Source organism: Streptomyces sp. NPDC087420, assembly GCF_044744165.1.
In the GTDB taxonomy this organism is placed as follows: domain Bacteria; phylum Actinomycetota; class Actinomycetes; order Streptomycetales; family Streptomycetaceae; genus Streptomyces.
This window is the reverse complement of sequence record NZ_JBIUXU010000013.1, coordinates 210953-225167: the sequence shown is the minus strand read 5'-3', so window position 1 is coordinate 225167 and position 14215 is coordinate 210953. Positions and strand designations below refer to the sequence as shown.

General features: G+C 71.8%; 12 protein-coding genes. 9 read left to right on the top strand and 3 right to left on the bottom strand.

Annotated features, from left to right (window positions below):
- Positions 1-88: 88 nt before the first annotated feature.
- Together ACIO1C_RS27125 and ACIO1C_RS27120 are read right to left on the bottom strand one after the other, a co-directional pair.
- Positions 89-1906: a protein kinase gene (locus ACIO1C_RS27125; protein WP_401867905.1), complete on the bottom strand. Its 1818-nt coding sequence runs from the start codon at positions 1904-1906 to the stop codon at positions 89-91.
- A 267-nt stretch (positions 1907-2173) separates the two neighbouring features.
- A complete protein-coding gene (locus tag ACIO1C_RS27120; protein ID WP_401867902.1) occupies positions 2174-2812 on the bottom strand; it encodes an HD domain-containing protein in 639 nt (212 codons plus the stop codon).
- A 154-nt stretch (positions 2813-2966) separates the two neighbouring features.
- Between ACIO1C_RS27120 and ACIO1C_RS27115 the strand changes: the two genes are divergently transcribed.
- The 6 genes from ACIO1C_RS27115 to ACIO1C_RS27090 all read left to right on the top strand — a co-directional run bounded on the left by ACIO1C_RS27115 (position 2967) and on the right by ACIO1C_RS27090 (position 10949).
- Positions 2967-3998, top strand: coding sequence for a GlxA family transcriptional regulator (locus ACIO1C_RS27115; RefSeq protein ID WP_401867899.1), 1032 nt, complete (start codon positions 2967-2969; stop codon positions 3996-3998).
- A 112-nt stretch (positions 3999-4110) separates the two neighbouring features.
- Positions 4111-5514, top strand: a complete 1404-nt coding sequence (locus ACIO1C_RS27110; protein ID WP_401867897.1) for an aspartate aminotransferase family protein — start codon at positions 4111-4113, stop codon at positions 5512-5514.
- 124 nt (positions 5515-5638) lie between these two features.
- Positions 5639-6721 carry a PP2C family protein-serine/threonine phosphatase gene (locus ACIO1C_RS27105; RefSeq protein WP_401867895.1) on the top strand — a complete coding sequence of 361 codons (1083 nt, stop codon included), beginning with the start codon at positions 5639-5641 and terminating at the stop codon, positions 6719-6721.
- A 105-nt stretch (positions 6722-6826) separates the two neighbouring features.
- A complete protein-coding gene (locus ACIO1C_RS27100) occupies positions 6827-7510 on the top strand; it encodes a GntR family transcriptional regulator (RefSeq protein WP_401867892.1) in 684 nt (227 codons plus the stop codon).
- A gap of 50 nt (positions 7511-7560) precedes the next feature.
- On the top strand, positions 7561-10116 hold the full coding sequence (locus ACIO1C_RS27095) for a dolichyl-phosphate beta-glucosyltransferase (protein WP_401868134.1): 2556 nt from the start codon (positions 7561-7563) through the stop codon (positions 10114-10116).
- Between the two features lie 182 nt (positions 10117-10298).
- Complete coding sequence (locus ACIO1C_RS27090) at positions 10299-10949, top strand: hypothetical protein (RefSeq protein ID WP_161311312.1); 651 nt, start codon at positions 10299-10301, stop codon at positions 10947-10949.
- 113 nt (positions 10950-11062) lie between these two features.
- Here ACIO1C_RS27090 and ACIO1C_RS27085 read toward each other — a convergent pair whose 3' ends face one another.
- Positions 11063-11962: an SLATT domain-containing protein gene (locus ACIO1C_RS27085; protein WP_401867889.1), complete on the bottom strand. Its 900-nt coding sequence runs from the start codon at positions 11960-11962 to the stop codon at positions 11063-11065.
- 324 nt (positions 11963-12286) lie between these two features.
- Here ACIO1C_RS27085 and ACIO1C_RS27080 point away from each other — a divergent pair, with 324 nt between their 5' ends.
- The 3 genes from ACIO1C_RS27080 (at position 12287) to ACIO1C_RS27070 (ending at position 13990) form a co-directional block, all read left to right on the top strand.
- The gene (locus tag ACIO1C_RS27080) at positions 12287-12622 is read left to right on the top strand and encodes a YbaB/EbfC family nucleoid-associated protein (protein WP_401868132.1); all 336 of its coding nucleotides are present in this window, start codon (positions 12287-12289) and stop codon (positions 12620-12622) included.
- A 98-nt stretch (positions 12623-12720) separates the two neighbouring features.
- The gene (gene recR, locus ACIO1C_RS27075) at positions 12721-13320 is read left to right on the top strand and encodes a recombination mediator RecR (RefSeq protein ID WP_401867888.1); all 600 of its coding nucleotides are present in this window, start codon (positions 12721-12723) and stop codon (positions 13318-13320) included.
- Positions 13313-13990: a DUF5063 domain-containing protein gene (locus ACIO1C_RS27070; RefSeq protein ID WP_161311299.1), complete on the top strand. Its 678-nt coding sequence runs from the start codon at positions 13313-13315 to the stop codon at positions 13988-13990. The genes recR and ACIO1C_RS27070 overlap by 8 nt, the downstream gene beginning before the upstream one ends.
- Positions 13991-14215 lie beyond the last annotated feature (225 nt).

Here is a 14215-nt window from a genome sequence, read left to right as displayed (position 1 = left end):
TGTCGTTTACGGGCACGGTGCTCGCGCACCGGCAAACAGGCCCCCACCGAAGTACCCCTCGGCCCGAACCCGCACCCAACCACCCCCCTCACCCCGACTTCGTGTACGTCAGCTCCTCGCCGCTCGTTGTCACCCGGCGCAGTCTGCCGTCGCCGAGGACCGTCAGTTCGGTCGGACTGCCCGGGGTGCAGGACGACGCGGGCTCGCCGACCGTGACCTTCGACGGTCCGATGCTGACCGGCTCGCCCGGGGTGGGGGCGGTGGCCAGTGGTGCTTCGAAGACGCAGTGGTACGTGCCGTCCTCCGTCGGGCCTTCCGCCGTCAGGGAGAGGACCGTCTCGCCCACCTCGCCCTGGGTGATGACCAGTTCGCGGGTGCCCGTACCCGTAGCGGTGTCGACACCGCCGGTCCATGTGCCCAGGTACTCCTTCGGCACCTCTCCCGCCGTCTCGGACGGTGAGGGGGAGGGGGAGGGGGACGGTGACCGGTCGGCCGGGGTCGGGTCGTCCGCGGGGGGTTTCGGGCGGGGGCTGGTGCTCGAACCGGCCTTGTTGTCGTCCGTACCGCCGCCGTCCATGAACGCGTACACCGAACCACCCGCGCCGATCGCGACGACCAGAGCCACCGCGATCAGCGCGATGCTCGCGCGCCTGCTGCGGGGCGGTGGTTCGGGGGCGGGGGGTGGCGGGACAGGGCCGTACGGGGACGGGGACGGCTGCGGTGGACCGTACGGTGTTGCGGGGGTCGCCCCGTACGGCGCCGGCGGAGTCGCCCCGTACGGCGGCGTGGGGCCGAAGGGCGCCGACGGCGGTGTCGGTGGGCCGAATCCGGGGGGTGTTTGCGGGTAACCGTACGGTTGTTGAGGTTGAGCCACGGCGGCTGAGGCCTGTGGGAGCGGCGACGGCGGGGATATTGCCGTGGGCGCCTCCTGGAGCCCTCGTACCCCCTGCACCCCCTGCACCCGCGTCGTCGGATCCTCCTGGTTCAGCAACTCCACCGCCCCCTGCCCCAGCTGGGCCAGCAACCCACCCGGTAGCCAGGGTTCCCCAGGCCCAGGCGATTCCCCCGCCCCCGCCTCCGCCACCCGCGCCAGCACCTCCGCCGTCGTCGGACGCGCCGCCGGGTCCTTCTGGAGGCAGTGGCGTATCAACTCCCGCAGCCCGTCGGGGAGATTGGACAGGTCCGGTTCCTCCTGCGCGATACGGAACAGCAGCGCCGGTATCCCGCTGTCCGCCGCGCCGAACGGCTGCCGGCCCGTCGCCGCGTACACCAGGACGGAACCCAGGCAGAAGATGTCGCAGGCGGCCGTCACCCGGTCCCCCCGCACCTGCTCCGGTGCCATGAAGCCGGGGGAACCCATCAGCGCGCCGGTCCGCGTCAGGCCGTCTTCGCCGACCGACTCCAGCGCGCGGGCTATGCCGAAGTCGATGACGCGCGGGCCCTCGATCGTAACGAGGACGTTGGACGGCTTGAGATCGCGGTGGATGAGTCCGGCCGCGTGGATGTCCTGGAGCGCGCGGGCGAGTCCGGACGCGAGGACGCGCACGGAGCGTTCGGGCAGCGGGCCGTGGGCGGCGCCGGTGCCGTCGTCGCCCGAGACGATCGTCTGGAGCGTGGGCCCGGCGACGTACCCCGTCGCGACCCAGGGCACCTCCGCCTCCGTGTCGGCGTCGAGCACCGGCGCCGTCCACGCGCCCCCGACGCGCCGCGCCGCCTCCACCTCGTGCCGGAACCGGCTCCGGAACTCCTCCTGTTCGGCCAGATCCCGCCGTACGAGCTTGACGGCGACGGTACGTCCCCGATTCGAGCGCGCCAGATACACCCGGCCCATGCCGCCCGCCCCGAGGCGCGCCAACAGCCGGTAGGAGCCGATGTGTTGCGGATCTCCTGCTACGAGTCTCTCCATGGCCGCGCGGCCCCTCCCCGAACCCGACGCACCCGACGCGCCCGATCCATTTCGGGCCACGCCACTGTCACGCCCTGGATCATCTCGCATGACACGGCAGGACTCGTCGACTATCTCAAGGTCGTTCGACCCGGGGCCCTCGGGGCCCTCTGGCCCCTCTGGGCGGAGGGCGCCGAGCGCCAGGGCTGATCCGTCGGTCAGCCCCGTCCCCAGGGCTGATCCGTCCGTCAGCCCCGTCGGTCAGCCCCGTCCGTCAGCCCCGTCCCGTCACTCCGGCCATGCGGAGTTCTCGATCACCTCGACGAAGTCCGTACGGACGAAGCCGGGCGAGAAGCGCGCCAGCACGTCCGCCTTCACGTTCCCGAAGGCCGTCTGCGGACGGTGTTCGATGCCCTCCGTGAACGCCTGGAGGATCCGTCGCTTGAAGTCCGGCCGGGGGTGCGCCGCCACGACCTCGGCCCTGACCTCCTGGGGTACGACGTCCAGTCCCATCCCCAGCACGTCGAACTCGACCCCCGCCGTCACCAGCGCCACCTCCGGCTCCATGTGGCCCGGGATCTCCGGTGTCGTGTGCAGCGCGATCGCGGTCCACGCGATCCGCGCGCTGTCCTGCGAGAGGCCGTGCCGCAGCAGGAAGTCGCGGGCCGCGTCGGCGCCGTCGATCTCGAACCGCTGCTGGGAGGTCCGGTACCCCGGCGTCAGCCCGAGGTCGTGGAACATCGCGCCGACGTAGAGCACCTCGGGGTCGTACGACAGCCCGCGCCGCCGCCCCTGGAGCGAGCCGAACAGGAAGACCCGGCGGGAGTGGTCGTACAGCAGCGGGCTCGCCGTGTCCCGGATCAGCTCCGTGGCTTCCTTGGCGAGTGCGCTGTCGGGGATCTCGATACCGGCGACGGTCTCGGGCATGGCGGGATTCCTTTTCCTGAGGAGGCGAGGAGGCGAGGAGTCGAGGAGGCGCTGCTTCCGTCTTCCACTTTCGGCCCGGATGCCGGTGTCCCGCCATGTCTACCGAGACGTACACCCCACACATCCGGACATGGATCCGGGCTACCGTGGTCGTATGAGGGCTGGACAGCAGCGTGGAAGGCGGGGCGCCGAGCCCCGCGACATCGTCGTGTTCGTCTACGACGGCGTTCGGCTGATGGATGTCGCCGCGCCGCTGGAGGTGTTCGCCACGGCGGCCGGGCTCGGGGGTTCGTACGCGCTGACCGTCTGCTCGGCGGACGGCGCCCCCGTCATCACGTCCACCGGGACCCGGCTGCACGCCGACGCGGCCGTGTCCGAGCTGGGCGGGGTCGGAGGGGCCGGCGGGGCCGGCGAGATCCACACCGTGATTTTCCCGGGCTCGGACGACCTGCCGCACCACCCGCCGCCGGACGGGCTCCTCGACGCGGTCACCTTCCTGGCCGGGCGGTCCGCGCGTGTCGCGTCCGTCTGTACGGGCGCGTTCGCGCTGGCCGCGGCGGGGCTGCTGGACGGTCGGCGCGCGACCACGCACTGGCGGCACGCGGCGGTCCTCGCCCGGCGCCATCCGGCGGTCACCGTCAACCCGGACGCGATCTTCGTACGGGACGGGCACACGTACACCTCCGCGGGCGTCACCGCGGGCATCGACCTCGCGCTCGCCCTGGTGGAGGACGACGAGGGCGCGGATCTGGCGCGCGAGGTGGCGCGGGACCTGGTGGTCTTCCTGCGGCGGCCGGGCGGGCAGTCGCAGTTCTCGGTCGCCGCCCGCACGCCGAGCCCGCGGCACGACGTGCTGCGCGGGCTGCTGGACGAGATGGCGGGGGATCCGGCCGCCGACCACTCCCTCCCGGCGCTGGCGCGGCGCGGGGGGCTGAGCGCGCGGCACCTCACGCGGTTGTTCAACGAGCAGGTCGGCAGCACGCCGGCCGCGTACGTCGAGTCCGTACGGCTGGAGGCGGCGCAGGCGCTGCTGGAGGCGGGGGAGACGGTGACGGGGGCGGCGCGGCGGAGCGGGCTCGGGAGTGACGAGTCGCTGCGGCGGGTGTTCCTGCGGCATCTGGGGGTGACGCCGTCGACGTACCGGGCGCGGTTCCGTACGACGGGGGCGGGGGCCCGTAGCCGCTGAGTCGGCTTTCCCCTGCCGAGCGGCCCCGTTCGACACCCTGCCCATCAAAGTGGCCGACTCCATACAGGGTGGCCATACCGTCCCCCACCTGCGCCTCCCTACCCTGGGCCGCATGACCCCTCATCTGGACCCGCACGTCGGCCCGCACGTCGGCCCGCAGGCCCGCCCGCACGCCGACCCGCAGGCCGGCGCGGCCGTGAAAGCCGCTGACCGTGCGCACGTGTTCCACTCCTGGTCCGCCCAGGAGCTGATCGATCCGCTCGCCGTCGCCGGCGCCGAGGGCTCGTACTTCTGGGACTACGACGGCAACCGCTACCTCGACTTCACCAGCGGCCTCGTCTTCACCAACATCGGCTACCAGCACCCGACCGTCGTCGCGGCGATCCAGGAGCAGGCGGCCCGGCTCACGACCTTCGCGCCCGCGTTCGCGATCGACGTGCGGTCCGAGGCGGCGCGCCTCATCGCCGCCCGTACCCCCGGTGACCTCGACAAGATCTTCTTCACCAACGGCGGCGCCGAGGCCGTCGAGAACGCCGTCCGGATGGCCCGGCTGCACACCGGCCGGCCGAAGGTGCTGTCGGCGTACCGCTCGTACCACGGCGGTACGGCCACCGCGATCAACGTGACCGGCGACCCCCGCCGCTGGGCGTCGGACACCGGCACCGCCGGGGTTGTCCACTTCTGGGCGCCGTTCCTCTACCGCTCCCCCTTCTACGCCTCGACGGAGGCCGAGGAGTGCGAGCGCGCGCTGGAGCACCTGGAGGCGACCATCGCCTTCGAGGGCCCCGCGACCGTCGCCGCGATCATCCTGGAGACCATCCCCGGCACGGCCGGTGTCATGACGCCGCCGCCCGGCTATCTCGCGGGGGTGCGCGAGATCTGCGACCGGCACGGGATCGTCTTCGTCCTGGACGAGGTGATGGCGGGGTTCGGTCGTACGGGGGAGTGGTTCGCGGCCGATCACTTCGACGTCGTACCGGACCTGCTGACCTTCGCGAAGGGAGTGAACTCCGGTTACGTACCGCTCGGCGGGGTCGCGATCTCGGCGGCGATCGCGGAGACGTTCGCCACCCGCCCGTACCCCGGCGGTCTCACGTACTCCGGACACCCGCTGGCCTGCGCGGCGGCCGTCGCCACGCTCCGGGTGATGGAGGACGAGAAGGTGGTGGAGCACGCGGCGCACATCGGCGCGACCGTCCTCGGGCCGGGTCTGCGCGAACTGGCGGAGCGTCATCCGTCGGTGGGCGAGGTGCGCGGTACGGGGGTGTTCTGGGCCCTGGACCTGGTACGGAACAGGGAGACGCGCGAGCCGCTCGTCCCGTACAACGCGACGGGTGAGGCGAACGCGCCCATGGCCGCCTTCGCCGCCGCCTGCAAGAAGAACGGCCTGTGGCCCTTCGTGAACATGAACCGTACGCACGCGGTCCCCGCCTGCAACGTCACGGAGGCGGAGGCGAAGGAGGGGCTGGCCGTCCTGGACACCGCGTTGGCGGTGGCGGACGAGTACACGGTGTAGAGGCGAGGGACGAGCCGCGCGCTGAGGGAGCGCCGGGCGGGCAGTACGTATAGGTATGGTGCGTTATGTGAAAAGACTCGGTCGGTTTCCGTCCCGCCGACCGGGCTACGGCCGGCGGGACCCCATGCTCTGGGCGCCCCTGGTCCTCACCGCCGTCCTCGCCCTCCTGGCGATCCTCACGCCCCCCGAAGTCCCCTTCACCCGTCTCCTGCCCGCCGCGCCCGCGCTGGCCGCGTCGCTCTGGTCCGTGGCGGCCACCCTCGCCCTCGGCGTGGTGTGTCTGCTGGGCGTCATCGCGTACGCGATGATCGCCGACCACGACGCGGCCCTCTACACCGCCGGTGCCATCGGCGCGGTCACGCTGGCCGCCGCCTACGCCAGCCATCTGCGCCTCCAGCGGGAGGACACGCTGGCCGAGGTCCGGGCCGTCGCCGACACCACCCAGCGCGTCCTGCTGAGGCCGGTCCCCTCCCGCATCGGATGCCTGGAGATCGAGACCCTCTACGTGGCCGCCGCCCCGCAGGCCCGGGTCGGCGGCGACTTCTACGCGGTGGTCGACACCGCCTACGGGGTCCGGCTGATCATCGGTGACGTACGCGGCAAGGGGCTGGACGCGGTCGGCGTGGCCTCGGCCGTGCTGGGCTCGTTCCGGGAAGCCGCGTACGACGCGCCGGACCTCGGCCGGCTCGCCCGGCGCCTGGACACCACCGTCGGCCGGTACGAGGCGACGGTCCCGGCCCCGGACTCGCCCGAACTCTTCGCCACCGCCGTCCTCGCCGAGATCCCCGCGCACGGCACGCACGCGCGGATCCTCAGCTGCGGGCACCCGCCGGTCCTGCTGACGCACGACGGGCACATCCGCTCCCTCTCGCCCCGGACGTCGTCACCGCCCATCAACCTCGCGACGCTGCTGGGTGGCGCGTACCACGTGGAGGAGGTGCCTTTCGTCGGCGGTGACCAGCTGCTCTTCTACACCGACGGCGTCACCGAGACGCGGGACGGCGACGGCGAGTTCTTCCCGCTCGCGGCGTGGGCGCGGGAGTGGACGTCCGTACCGCCCCGGACTCTGCTCGACCACCTGTACCGGGCGCTCCTGCGGCACAGCGACGGGAAACTGGACGACGACATCGCGGTCCTGGCCGTACGTACGACACCGGAACCGGCCGTCACGGCGCCTGAAGCGGCGGTCACGGCACCGGGGGTGTGAGGGATGACCGCGGGGGCCGGGGCGCGGCGGCCCGGTCGCGGGCGTGACGTCGTCCCGCGCCCGCTGGCTTAGGGTGTCGGGAGCCGGACGAGGGGACGTACCACCATGCCTGCCAGCGGAGCTGTGACCCGCAGCACCTTGCGGCAGCAGATCGCGGACGCGCTGCGTGACGAAGTGCTCGCTGGGCGTTTGCTGCCGGGTCAGGAATTCACCGTCAAGCACATCGCCGAGCAGTACGGGGTCTCCGCGACGCCCGTGCGCGAGGCGCTCGTCGACCTCTCCGCGCAGGGTCTGCTCGACTCCGACCAGCACCGGGGTTTCCATGTCCACCAGTTCACCGTCGAGGACTTCCGGGGGATGGTCGAGGCGCGTTCGCTGGTCATGGACGGGGTGGTCCGCAAGCTCGACGGCACGGGTCCGGCGACCTGGGCGCACGGCGAGTCGCTGGTGTCCGTACGGCGCAGGGCCGAGGAGGCCGCGCGTGCGGCCAGGGCCGGGGACCTGGACATCCTGATCGGGTACGACCTGCGCTTCTGGCGCGAGCTGGGCGGGCTGATCGCCAACCGTTACGTGTGTGAGTTCCTGCACCGGATGCGGGTGCAGGCGTGGGTGTTCTCCGTGCCGTTCCTGCGGGCGGACGCGGAGGGCGAGAAGTGGCTGTGGAGCGGACATGAACCACTGGTCGACGCGATCACCCTGGGGGACGCCGGGGCGGTACGGGCGGTGATCGGGGCGTACGACGAGCACGCCCTGAGATGGGCGGACCGACTGGAAAGTACGCGCGGGTGAGCGGGGGTGGTTCGGGGGCGCCGGAGGGGCAGGACGGGCAGGACGCGGAGATGGTCCGGCCGACCGTCACCCTCTCCGTGGTCGTCCCCGCCTACAACGAGGAGGCGCGCCTGCGCCCCACCCTCGACGCCGTACGCGCCCATCTCGGCGCCGATCCGGGCCGCTGGGGCGAGTGGGAACTGATCGTCGTGGACGACGGCTCGTCGGACGGTACGGTCGCGATCGCCGAGGCCGTGGCCGCCGAGGAACCGCGCGTACGGGTGGTACGCAGCCCCGGCAACCACGGCAAGGGGCACGCCCTGCGTCTCGGCGTACTGGCCTCGTACGGCCGGCGCGTCCTGCTCACCGACGCGGACCTCGCGACGCCGATCGAGGAGCTGGACCAACTCGACAAGCAGCTCGACAAGCAGCTCAACGAGCAGTCCACGGACGTTGGCCCCGGCGCCGCCATCGGCTCCCGCGCCCACCCCGACGCCCGTATCGAAGTCCGCCAGTGGGCGCTGCGCGAGTGGCTGGGCCGGCTCGGCAACCGGCTCATACAGGCCGTCGCGGTCGACGGCATAGCCGACACCCAGTGCGGCTTCAAGCTGTTCGACGGCGACCGGGCGCGCGCCGCGTTCGCCGCCTCACGGCTGGACGGCTGGGGCATCGATGTCGAGATACTGCGGTACTTCCGGCGCGCGGGCTGGCCGGTGACGGAGGTCCCGGTGCGCTGGGCGCACCAACCGGGCTCCAAGGTACGGCCGTTGGACTACGGCCGGGTGCTGCTGGAGCTGGTACGCCTCAAGGCGGGCCGCTCGCGTTCGGCGCGCTGGGCGCGCAGGGCCCCCGGTCTGCGGCCCGTGGACCTGACGGTGGCCGTCCTCTTCGTCCTCGCCGCGCTCGTCCTCTACAAGGGCCTCTGGAACGATCTCGACCACTCCTACCTCGCCGACTCGGGGTCGGACCAGAACCAGTGGGAGTGGTTCTTCGCGGTCACCGCCGACAACGTGCGGCACCTCCACAACCCCCTCTTCACCACCTTCCAGAACTTCCCCGACGGCGTGAACCTGATGGCGAACACCGTCATGCTCGGCCTCTCCGTCCCCCTCACGCCCGTCACGCTCGCCTTCGGGCCGACCGTCACCTGGGCGCTGGTCCTGACCTTCGGGCTGGCGGCGACGGCGACGGCCTGGTACTGGCTCTTCGCGCGCCGGCTGGTACGCAACCGCTGGGCCGCCGCGCTCGGCGCCGCGCTGGCCGCGTTCGCGCCGCCGATGATGTCCCACGCGAACGCGCACCCCAACTTCCTGGTGCTGTTCATGATCCCGGTGATCATCGACCGGGCGCTGCGGCTGTGCGAGGCCGGCACGGGCGGCGAGAGCCCCGCCCCGAACCGCGTCGCCCGCGACGGCGTGCTCCTCGGCCTCTTCATGACGTACCAGATCTTCCTCGGCGAGGAACCGCTGCTGCTCGCCGTCATGGGCATGCTGCTCTTCGCGCTCGCGTACGCCTTCCAGCGCCGCGACGTCGCGAAGGCGGCCGTCCGCCCCCTGCTGCGGGGGCTCGGGTACGCGCTCCAGGTCTGTCTGCCGCTGCTCGCGTTCCCGCTGTACTGGCAGTTCTTCGGCCCGCAGAGCTACCACAGCGTCCTGCACGGCGACAACGCCGGCAACAGCCCGCTCTCCTTCCTCCACTTCTCCGGCCGCGCGCTCTTCGGCACGGAGGCGGCGGCCGACCCGCTCGCCATGAACCGTACCGAGCAGAACGCCTTCTACGGCTGGCCGTTGATCGCCCTGTCCGTGGGTCTGGTGGTGTGGCTGCGGCGGCTGGCCGTCGTGCGGGCCCTGGCCTTCACGGCGGTGGTGGCCGCCCTGCTCTCGCTGGGGCCGAAGGTACGGATCCCCTTCACGGACGTGGTGCTGACCGGCCCCTGGCGGGTCCTCGCCCACCAGCCGCTCTTCGAGTCGGTCATCGAGTCGAGGGTGGCGATGATCTGCGCTCCGGCGCTGGGCGCGCTGCTGGCGCTGGCGGCGGACCGGCTGGGGGACGCGGCGGTCGTCCCGCGGCGTACGGAGCGGCTCGTCGGCCTCATGGCGCTGGCGGCGGCGCTGATCCCGATCGTCCCGACGCCGATGCCGGTACGGGAGCGGCCGGACGTCCCGGCGTTCATCGCGGACGGCACGTACCGCTCGTACGTCTCCCCGGGCGAGTCCGTCGTGCCCGTACCGCTGCCGGATCCCGGTGACGCGGAGGCGCTGCACTGGCAGTCGGCGTCCGGGCTCGGCTTCTCCGTGCCGGGCGGGTACTTCAATGGGCCCTGGGGACCCGACCGGGTGGGGATCTACGGGGCGTCCCCGCGCTTCACCTCGAACTGGCTGCGTGAGGTCCGTAACACCGGCCAGGTGCCGCCCATCGGTCCTGGGCAGCAGGCCCAGGCGCGGTTCGACCTCGCGTTCTGGAAGGCGGGGGTGGTCGTGCTGGCGCCGCAGCCGAACGACGCGGCGCTGTACGAGACGGTGGAGAAGCTGCTGGGGGAGCCGGGGCGGCGGGTGGACGGGGTGTGGATCTGGGACCTGCCGGCTTCGGGGGCGGCGAGGGCGTCGCGGTCCTCCGGTGGCTCCTGAAACGTCGCCTGTACGGGTTCCCGTGACGGGTGACGCATAGTGAGAGAGCAAGGCCGGTCGACGTGAGAGAGCAAGGCCGGTCGACCGGCACCCTTCGCGGAACGTGCCCGCCGCACTACGCTGTCCCGACCATCGTGACCATCGCGCGCACGCGTACGAACTCGTTGGAGAGCGAGCCTCCCTTGGCCTGTGACCTGTGGTTGGTCCCCCTCGTCGATGTGCTGTGCCACAGCCCCGACAACCCCTTCGCCGATGAGATCGCCGTCTACGACAAGGCGCTCGGCGACGCCGGACTCCCCGCCGTCCCCGTTTTCGCCTATATGCCGGGCCTCTCGGGGGACGTCGCCCCCGTCGCCGGATTCGACTACGACGCGCTGCACTTCCTGCGGCGGGTGTACCTGCTCCAGGTGTGCGGCCTGGCGGTCACGCCGGTCGGTGAACTGGGCGGTGACTACGAACAGTTGCTGGAGATGTTCGAGTCGACGGCCCAGCAGTCGCACCTGGTCTGGCACTACGACCACGCGGGGGCGTACGTCCCGGTGGACTTCGCCGTACCCCTGTCGAACGAGGAACTCCTCGCGGGCGGTGGCCCGCTGGGCTCCACGCACGGTCTGCTGCGGGAGCTCGAATTTGTCGCCGCGTCGATCGGTATCGACGCGGCCAATCCGCCGTCTCCCCCGACCCCGCCGGACCGGCCGACCTCCTTGGAGGAGCCGGCGAACCCGATTCCGTACGACGACAGTCCGTTCGCCAGGGAGCGTCATGTCTGGCTGGGGCTGCACGCGGCGGCCACCAGGAGTCTGGCGCAAGGCTCCATGATCATCTTCAGCTGACGACGGCCGGGGTGCCGGGGCGGGGGTCGGACGAGCGCGCCGGCACCCGCCCCAGCCCCCTCCCCTTCCCGATCTCGCTCCCCAGCCCCCTCCCGCTCCCCTTTCCCCTCACCTCACCGGGGCGACTCCGGTGGCCGCTGGCGCGGCATGTTGGGGCGGGTGCCCGGGGGCAGCGGGAAACGCCCCGGCCCTGGCCCCACGTCCTGGCGCCCTCCCCCGCCCCCCAGGGACTGCATGACCAGCGGGGCGGGACCCGACCGGAACTCCACCATCCAGTCCGCCGTCTCCGACCGAACTAACTCCGTCACGTCCTCGGAGAAGCGCCGCAACACGTTCAGGCACCGCTCCGCCGCCTCGCTCGCGGTGCCCTCGGCCGGGCCCAGCACCTCCCGTACGCTCTCCGACGCCCAGTCGAACTGGAACGTCTGGAGCCGGCGCTGCACCGCCTGGGCCGTCGCGACCGACCGCATCCACCCGGACGTGAAGCCGAAGTACCGGTCGCACCCCACGCAGGCCGCGCCCAGCAGGAGCGAGACGTACCCCCAGCCCGCGGCCCCGGGCAGCGCCCGGGTCAGGTCCAGCAGCGGCAGGGCCGTACCCGCGACCACGCCGAACGCCGTGGCGGCCCGCAGGACGCGCGCGGCGCGCCGTTTCCGTTCCCGGTCGGCGAGATACCAGGCGACCGTACGCAGCGCTCCGGTCTCGGCCCACCGGTACAGCTCGTCCAGCCGCTCCGCCGGCTCGCCCCAGTCCCCGAGGGGGAAGGGGCCGCCGGTCAGATCACGGACGGACGGGCCGGGCGCGGCGCACCCGCTCCCGCTTCCGTTCCCGGGCGGGGGATCCGCCGCGTCGGCGGGATCGGACCGGCCCGGGTCCGGCCGGCCCGACGCGTCCGAGGGGTGGCCGGGCGGGTCGGGCCGGTTCGCGGGGTCGGGGCGGTTCGACGAGTACGAGTGGTCCGAGGGGTCCTCCTCCCGGGCGGGGCCTCCGGGCTGCATCTCCGGCTGGCTCACCGGGGCACTCCTCTGCGGTCTGCTGTGACGGATGGACGGATGGACGGATGGACGGATTGGCGTATGCGGTCTGCTGTGACGGATCTTCGTGACAATGTGTGACGCTGTGACGACGGGTGTTGACGCGCATGCACTTCCTACCGCCGAATGGTGGGCCGGAGGCTCGAAATCCGGGGGTTTCCGCCCGCACGGGCGTGTTGATCAGGTAGAGGAGCCCGGGGCACTCACTCGAAAGAGTTGGTCCCTGTGGGGTAGGGCGCGCTGCTCGGGGACCACGTAGGCTCGCCTTACAGATAAAACGTCGTCGAAATGCCAGGAGTGACCGTGATTCCCGGTGGTGGTCAGCCGAACATGCAGCAGCTCCTCCAGCAGGCCCAGAAGATGCAGCAGGAGCTGGCACAGGCACAGGAAGAGCTCGCGGCGACCGAGGTCGACGGACAGGCGGGCGGTGGCCTCGTGAAGGCCACGGTCAACGGCTCCGGTGAGCTGCGCGCCCTTGTCATCGACCCGAAGGCCGTGGACCCGGCCGACACGGAGACGCTCGCGGACCTTGTCGTCGCCGCGGTGCACGCCGCGAACGAGAACGCGCACCAGCTCCAGCAGCAGAAGCTGGGCCCGCTGGCGCAGGGCCTGGGCGGGATGCCGGGCCTGCCCTTCTAAAGGCACAGGGGCACCAACTACGGTACGTACAACAGAGACAGAGCACAGAACACACAGCGCGAGCACACCGCACGCACAGCACCAGGAAAGGCAATCCGTTGTACGAAGGCGTGATTCAGGGCCTCATCGACGAACTGGGCAGGCTGCCCGGCGTCGGCCCCAAGAGTGCGCAACGGATCGCCTTCCACATCCTCCAGGCCGAGCAGACCGACGTCCGCCGCCTCGCCCACGCCCTGCTCGAGGTCAAGGACAAGGTCAGGTTCTGCGCGGTGTGCGGCAATGTCGCGCAGGAGGAGCTGTGCGGGATCTGCCGTGACGTCCGCCGGGACGTGACGGTGATCTGTGTGGTGGAGGAGCCCAAGGACGTCGTGGCGGTGGAGCGTACGCGCGAGTTCCGCGGGAAGTATCACGTCCTCGGCGGGGCGATCAGCCCGATCGAGGGCGTGGGCCCGGACGATCTGCGGATCCGCGAGCTGCTCACCCGCCTCGCCGACGGCACGGTCACGGAGCTGATCCTGGCGACGGACCCCAATCTGGAAGGCGAGGCGACGGCGACGTACCTCGCCCGCATGATCAAACCGATGGGCCTGCGGGTCACACGCCTGGCCAGCGGTCTCCCCGTGGGGGGCGACCTCGAATATGCCGACGAGGTCACGCTCGGGCGTGCCTTCGAGGGGAGACGACTTCTCGATGTCTGACGCAACGCTGCACGCGGTTCATCAGGATCCGGACGACTTCGCGGTCCAGATCGCCGACCAGATCGAGAGTTTCATCGTCGCGGTCACGGAGGTCGCCAAGGGCGACGAGCCGGACAGCGCCGTACCGTTCCTGCTGCTGGAATTCTCCCAGCTGTTGCTGGCGGGCGGCCGGCTCGGGGCGCACGAGGACATCCTCCCCGACGAGCGGTACGAGCCGGACCTCGGCCCGGAGCCGGACACGGACGACCTGCGCGAGCGGTTCGCCGTACTCCTGGAGCCGATCGACGTCTACTCGGAGGTCTTCGACCCGTACGAGCCGCGGAAGGCGCCGGTCGCCGCGCGGATCTCGGACGACATCGCGGGGGTGGTCGCGGACCTGCGCCACGGCCTGGCGCACTACCGCGCGGGGCGGACGACCGAGGCGATGTGGTGGTGGCAGTTCTCGTACTTCTCGAACTGGGGCTCCACCGCCTCGGCCACCCTCCGCGCCCTCCACTCCCTGGTCGCCCACGTCCGCCTGGACCAGCCACTCCCGGCCCTGGACGGCCTGGACACGGACCAGGACCTGAGCGAGGACGCGGAGGACGCGCTGGCGGAGGAGGCGGGCCGGGTCATGGCGGAGGAGATCGGCGGGCCGCTGGGCCTGGGGGCGCGGCCGGCGAGGTCGTAGGGCGTGAGGTCGTAGGGCGTGAGTACGCCCGGCCCTGAGCACGCCCGGCCGTGAGTATGAGTAGCGATCGCAGGCTCCCCATGGGGTGAATCCAAGGGCGATCACTCTTGTGGATTTCCGGCCGAACCTGCTACGAGCAGGGGCGTTGTCTTTCCCCGACCCCCACTTCTGGCTTGCGCGCACTGTGGTGCGGTGCGTTAGCGTCGCGGACGGTGGCGTTCCGAG

Excerpts from the sequence above, each read along its gene's own strand:
- ACIO1C_RS27125 (WP_401867905.1), bottom strand. The coding sequence starts at position 1,906 with ATGGAGAGACTCGTAGCAGGAGATCCGCAACACATCGGCTCCTACCGG.
- ACIO1C_RS27110 (WP_401867897.1), top strand. The coding sequence starts at position 4,111 with ATGACCCCTCATCTGGACCCGCACGTCGGCCCGCACGTCGGCCCGCAG.
- ACIO1C_RS27100 (WP_401867892.1), top strand. The coding sequence starts at position 6,827 with ATGCCTGCCAGCGGAGCTGTGACCCGCAGCACCTTGCGGCAGCAGATC.
- ACIO1C_RS27070 (WP_161311299.1), top strand. The coding sequence starts at position 13,313 with ATGTCTGACGCAACGCTGCACGCGGTTCATCAGGATCCGGACGACTTC.
- ACIO1C_RS27105 (WP_401867895.1), top strand. The coding sequence starts at position 5,639 with ATGCTCTGGGCGCCCCTGGTCCTCACCGCCGTCCTCGCCCTCCTGGCG.
- ACIO1C_RS27095 (WP_401868134.1), top strand. The coding sequence starts at position 7,561 with ATGGTCCGGCCGACCGTCACCCTCTCCGTGGTCGTCCCCGCCTACAAC.
- ACIO1C_RS27120 (WP_401867902.1), bottom strand. The coding sequence starts at position 2,812 with ATGCCCGAGACCGTCGCCGGTATCGAGATCCCCGACAGCGCACTCGCC.
- ACIO1C_RS27115 (WP_401867899.1), top strand. The coding sequence starts at position 2,967 with ATGAGGGCTGGACAGCAGCGTGGAAGGCGGGGCGCCGAGCCCCGCGAC.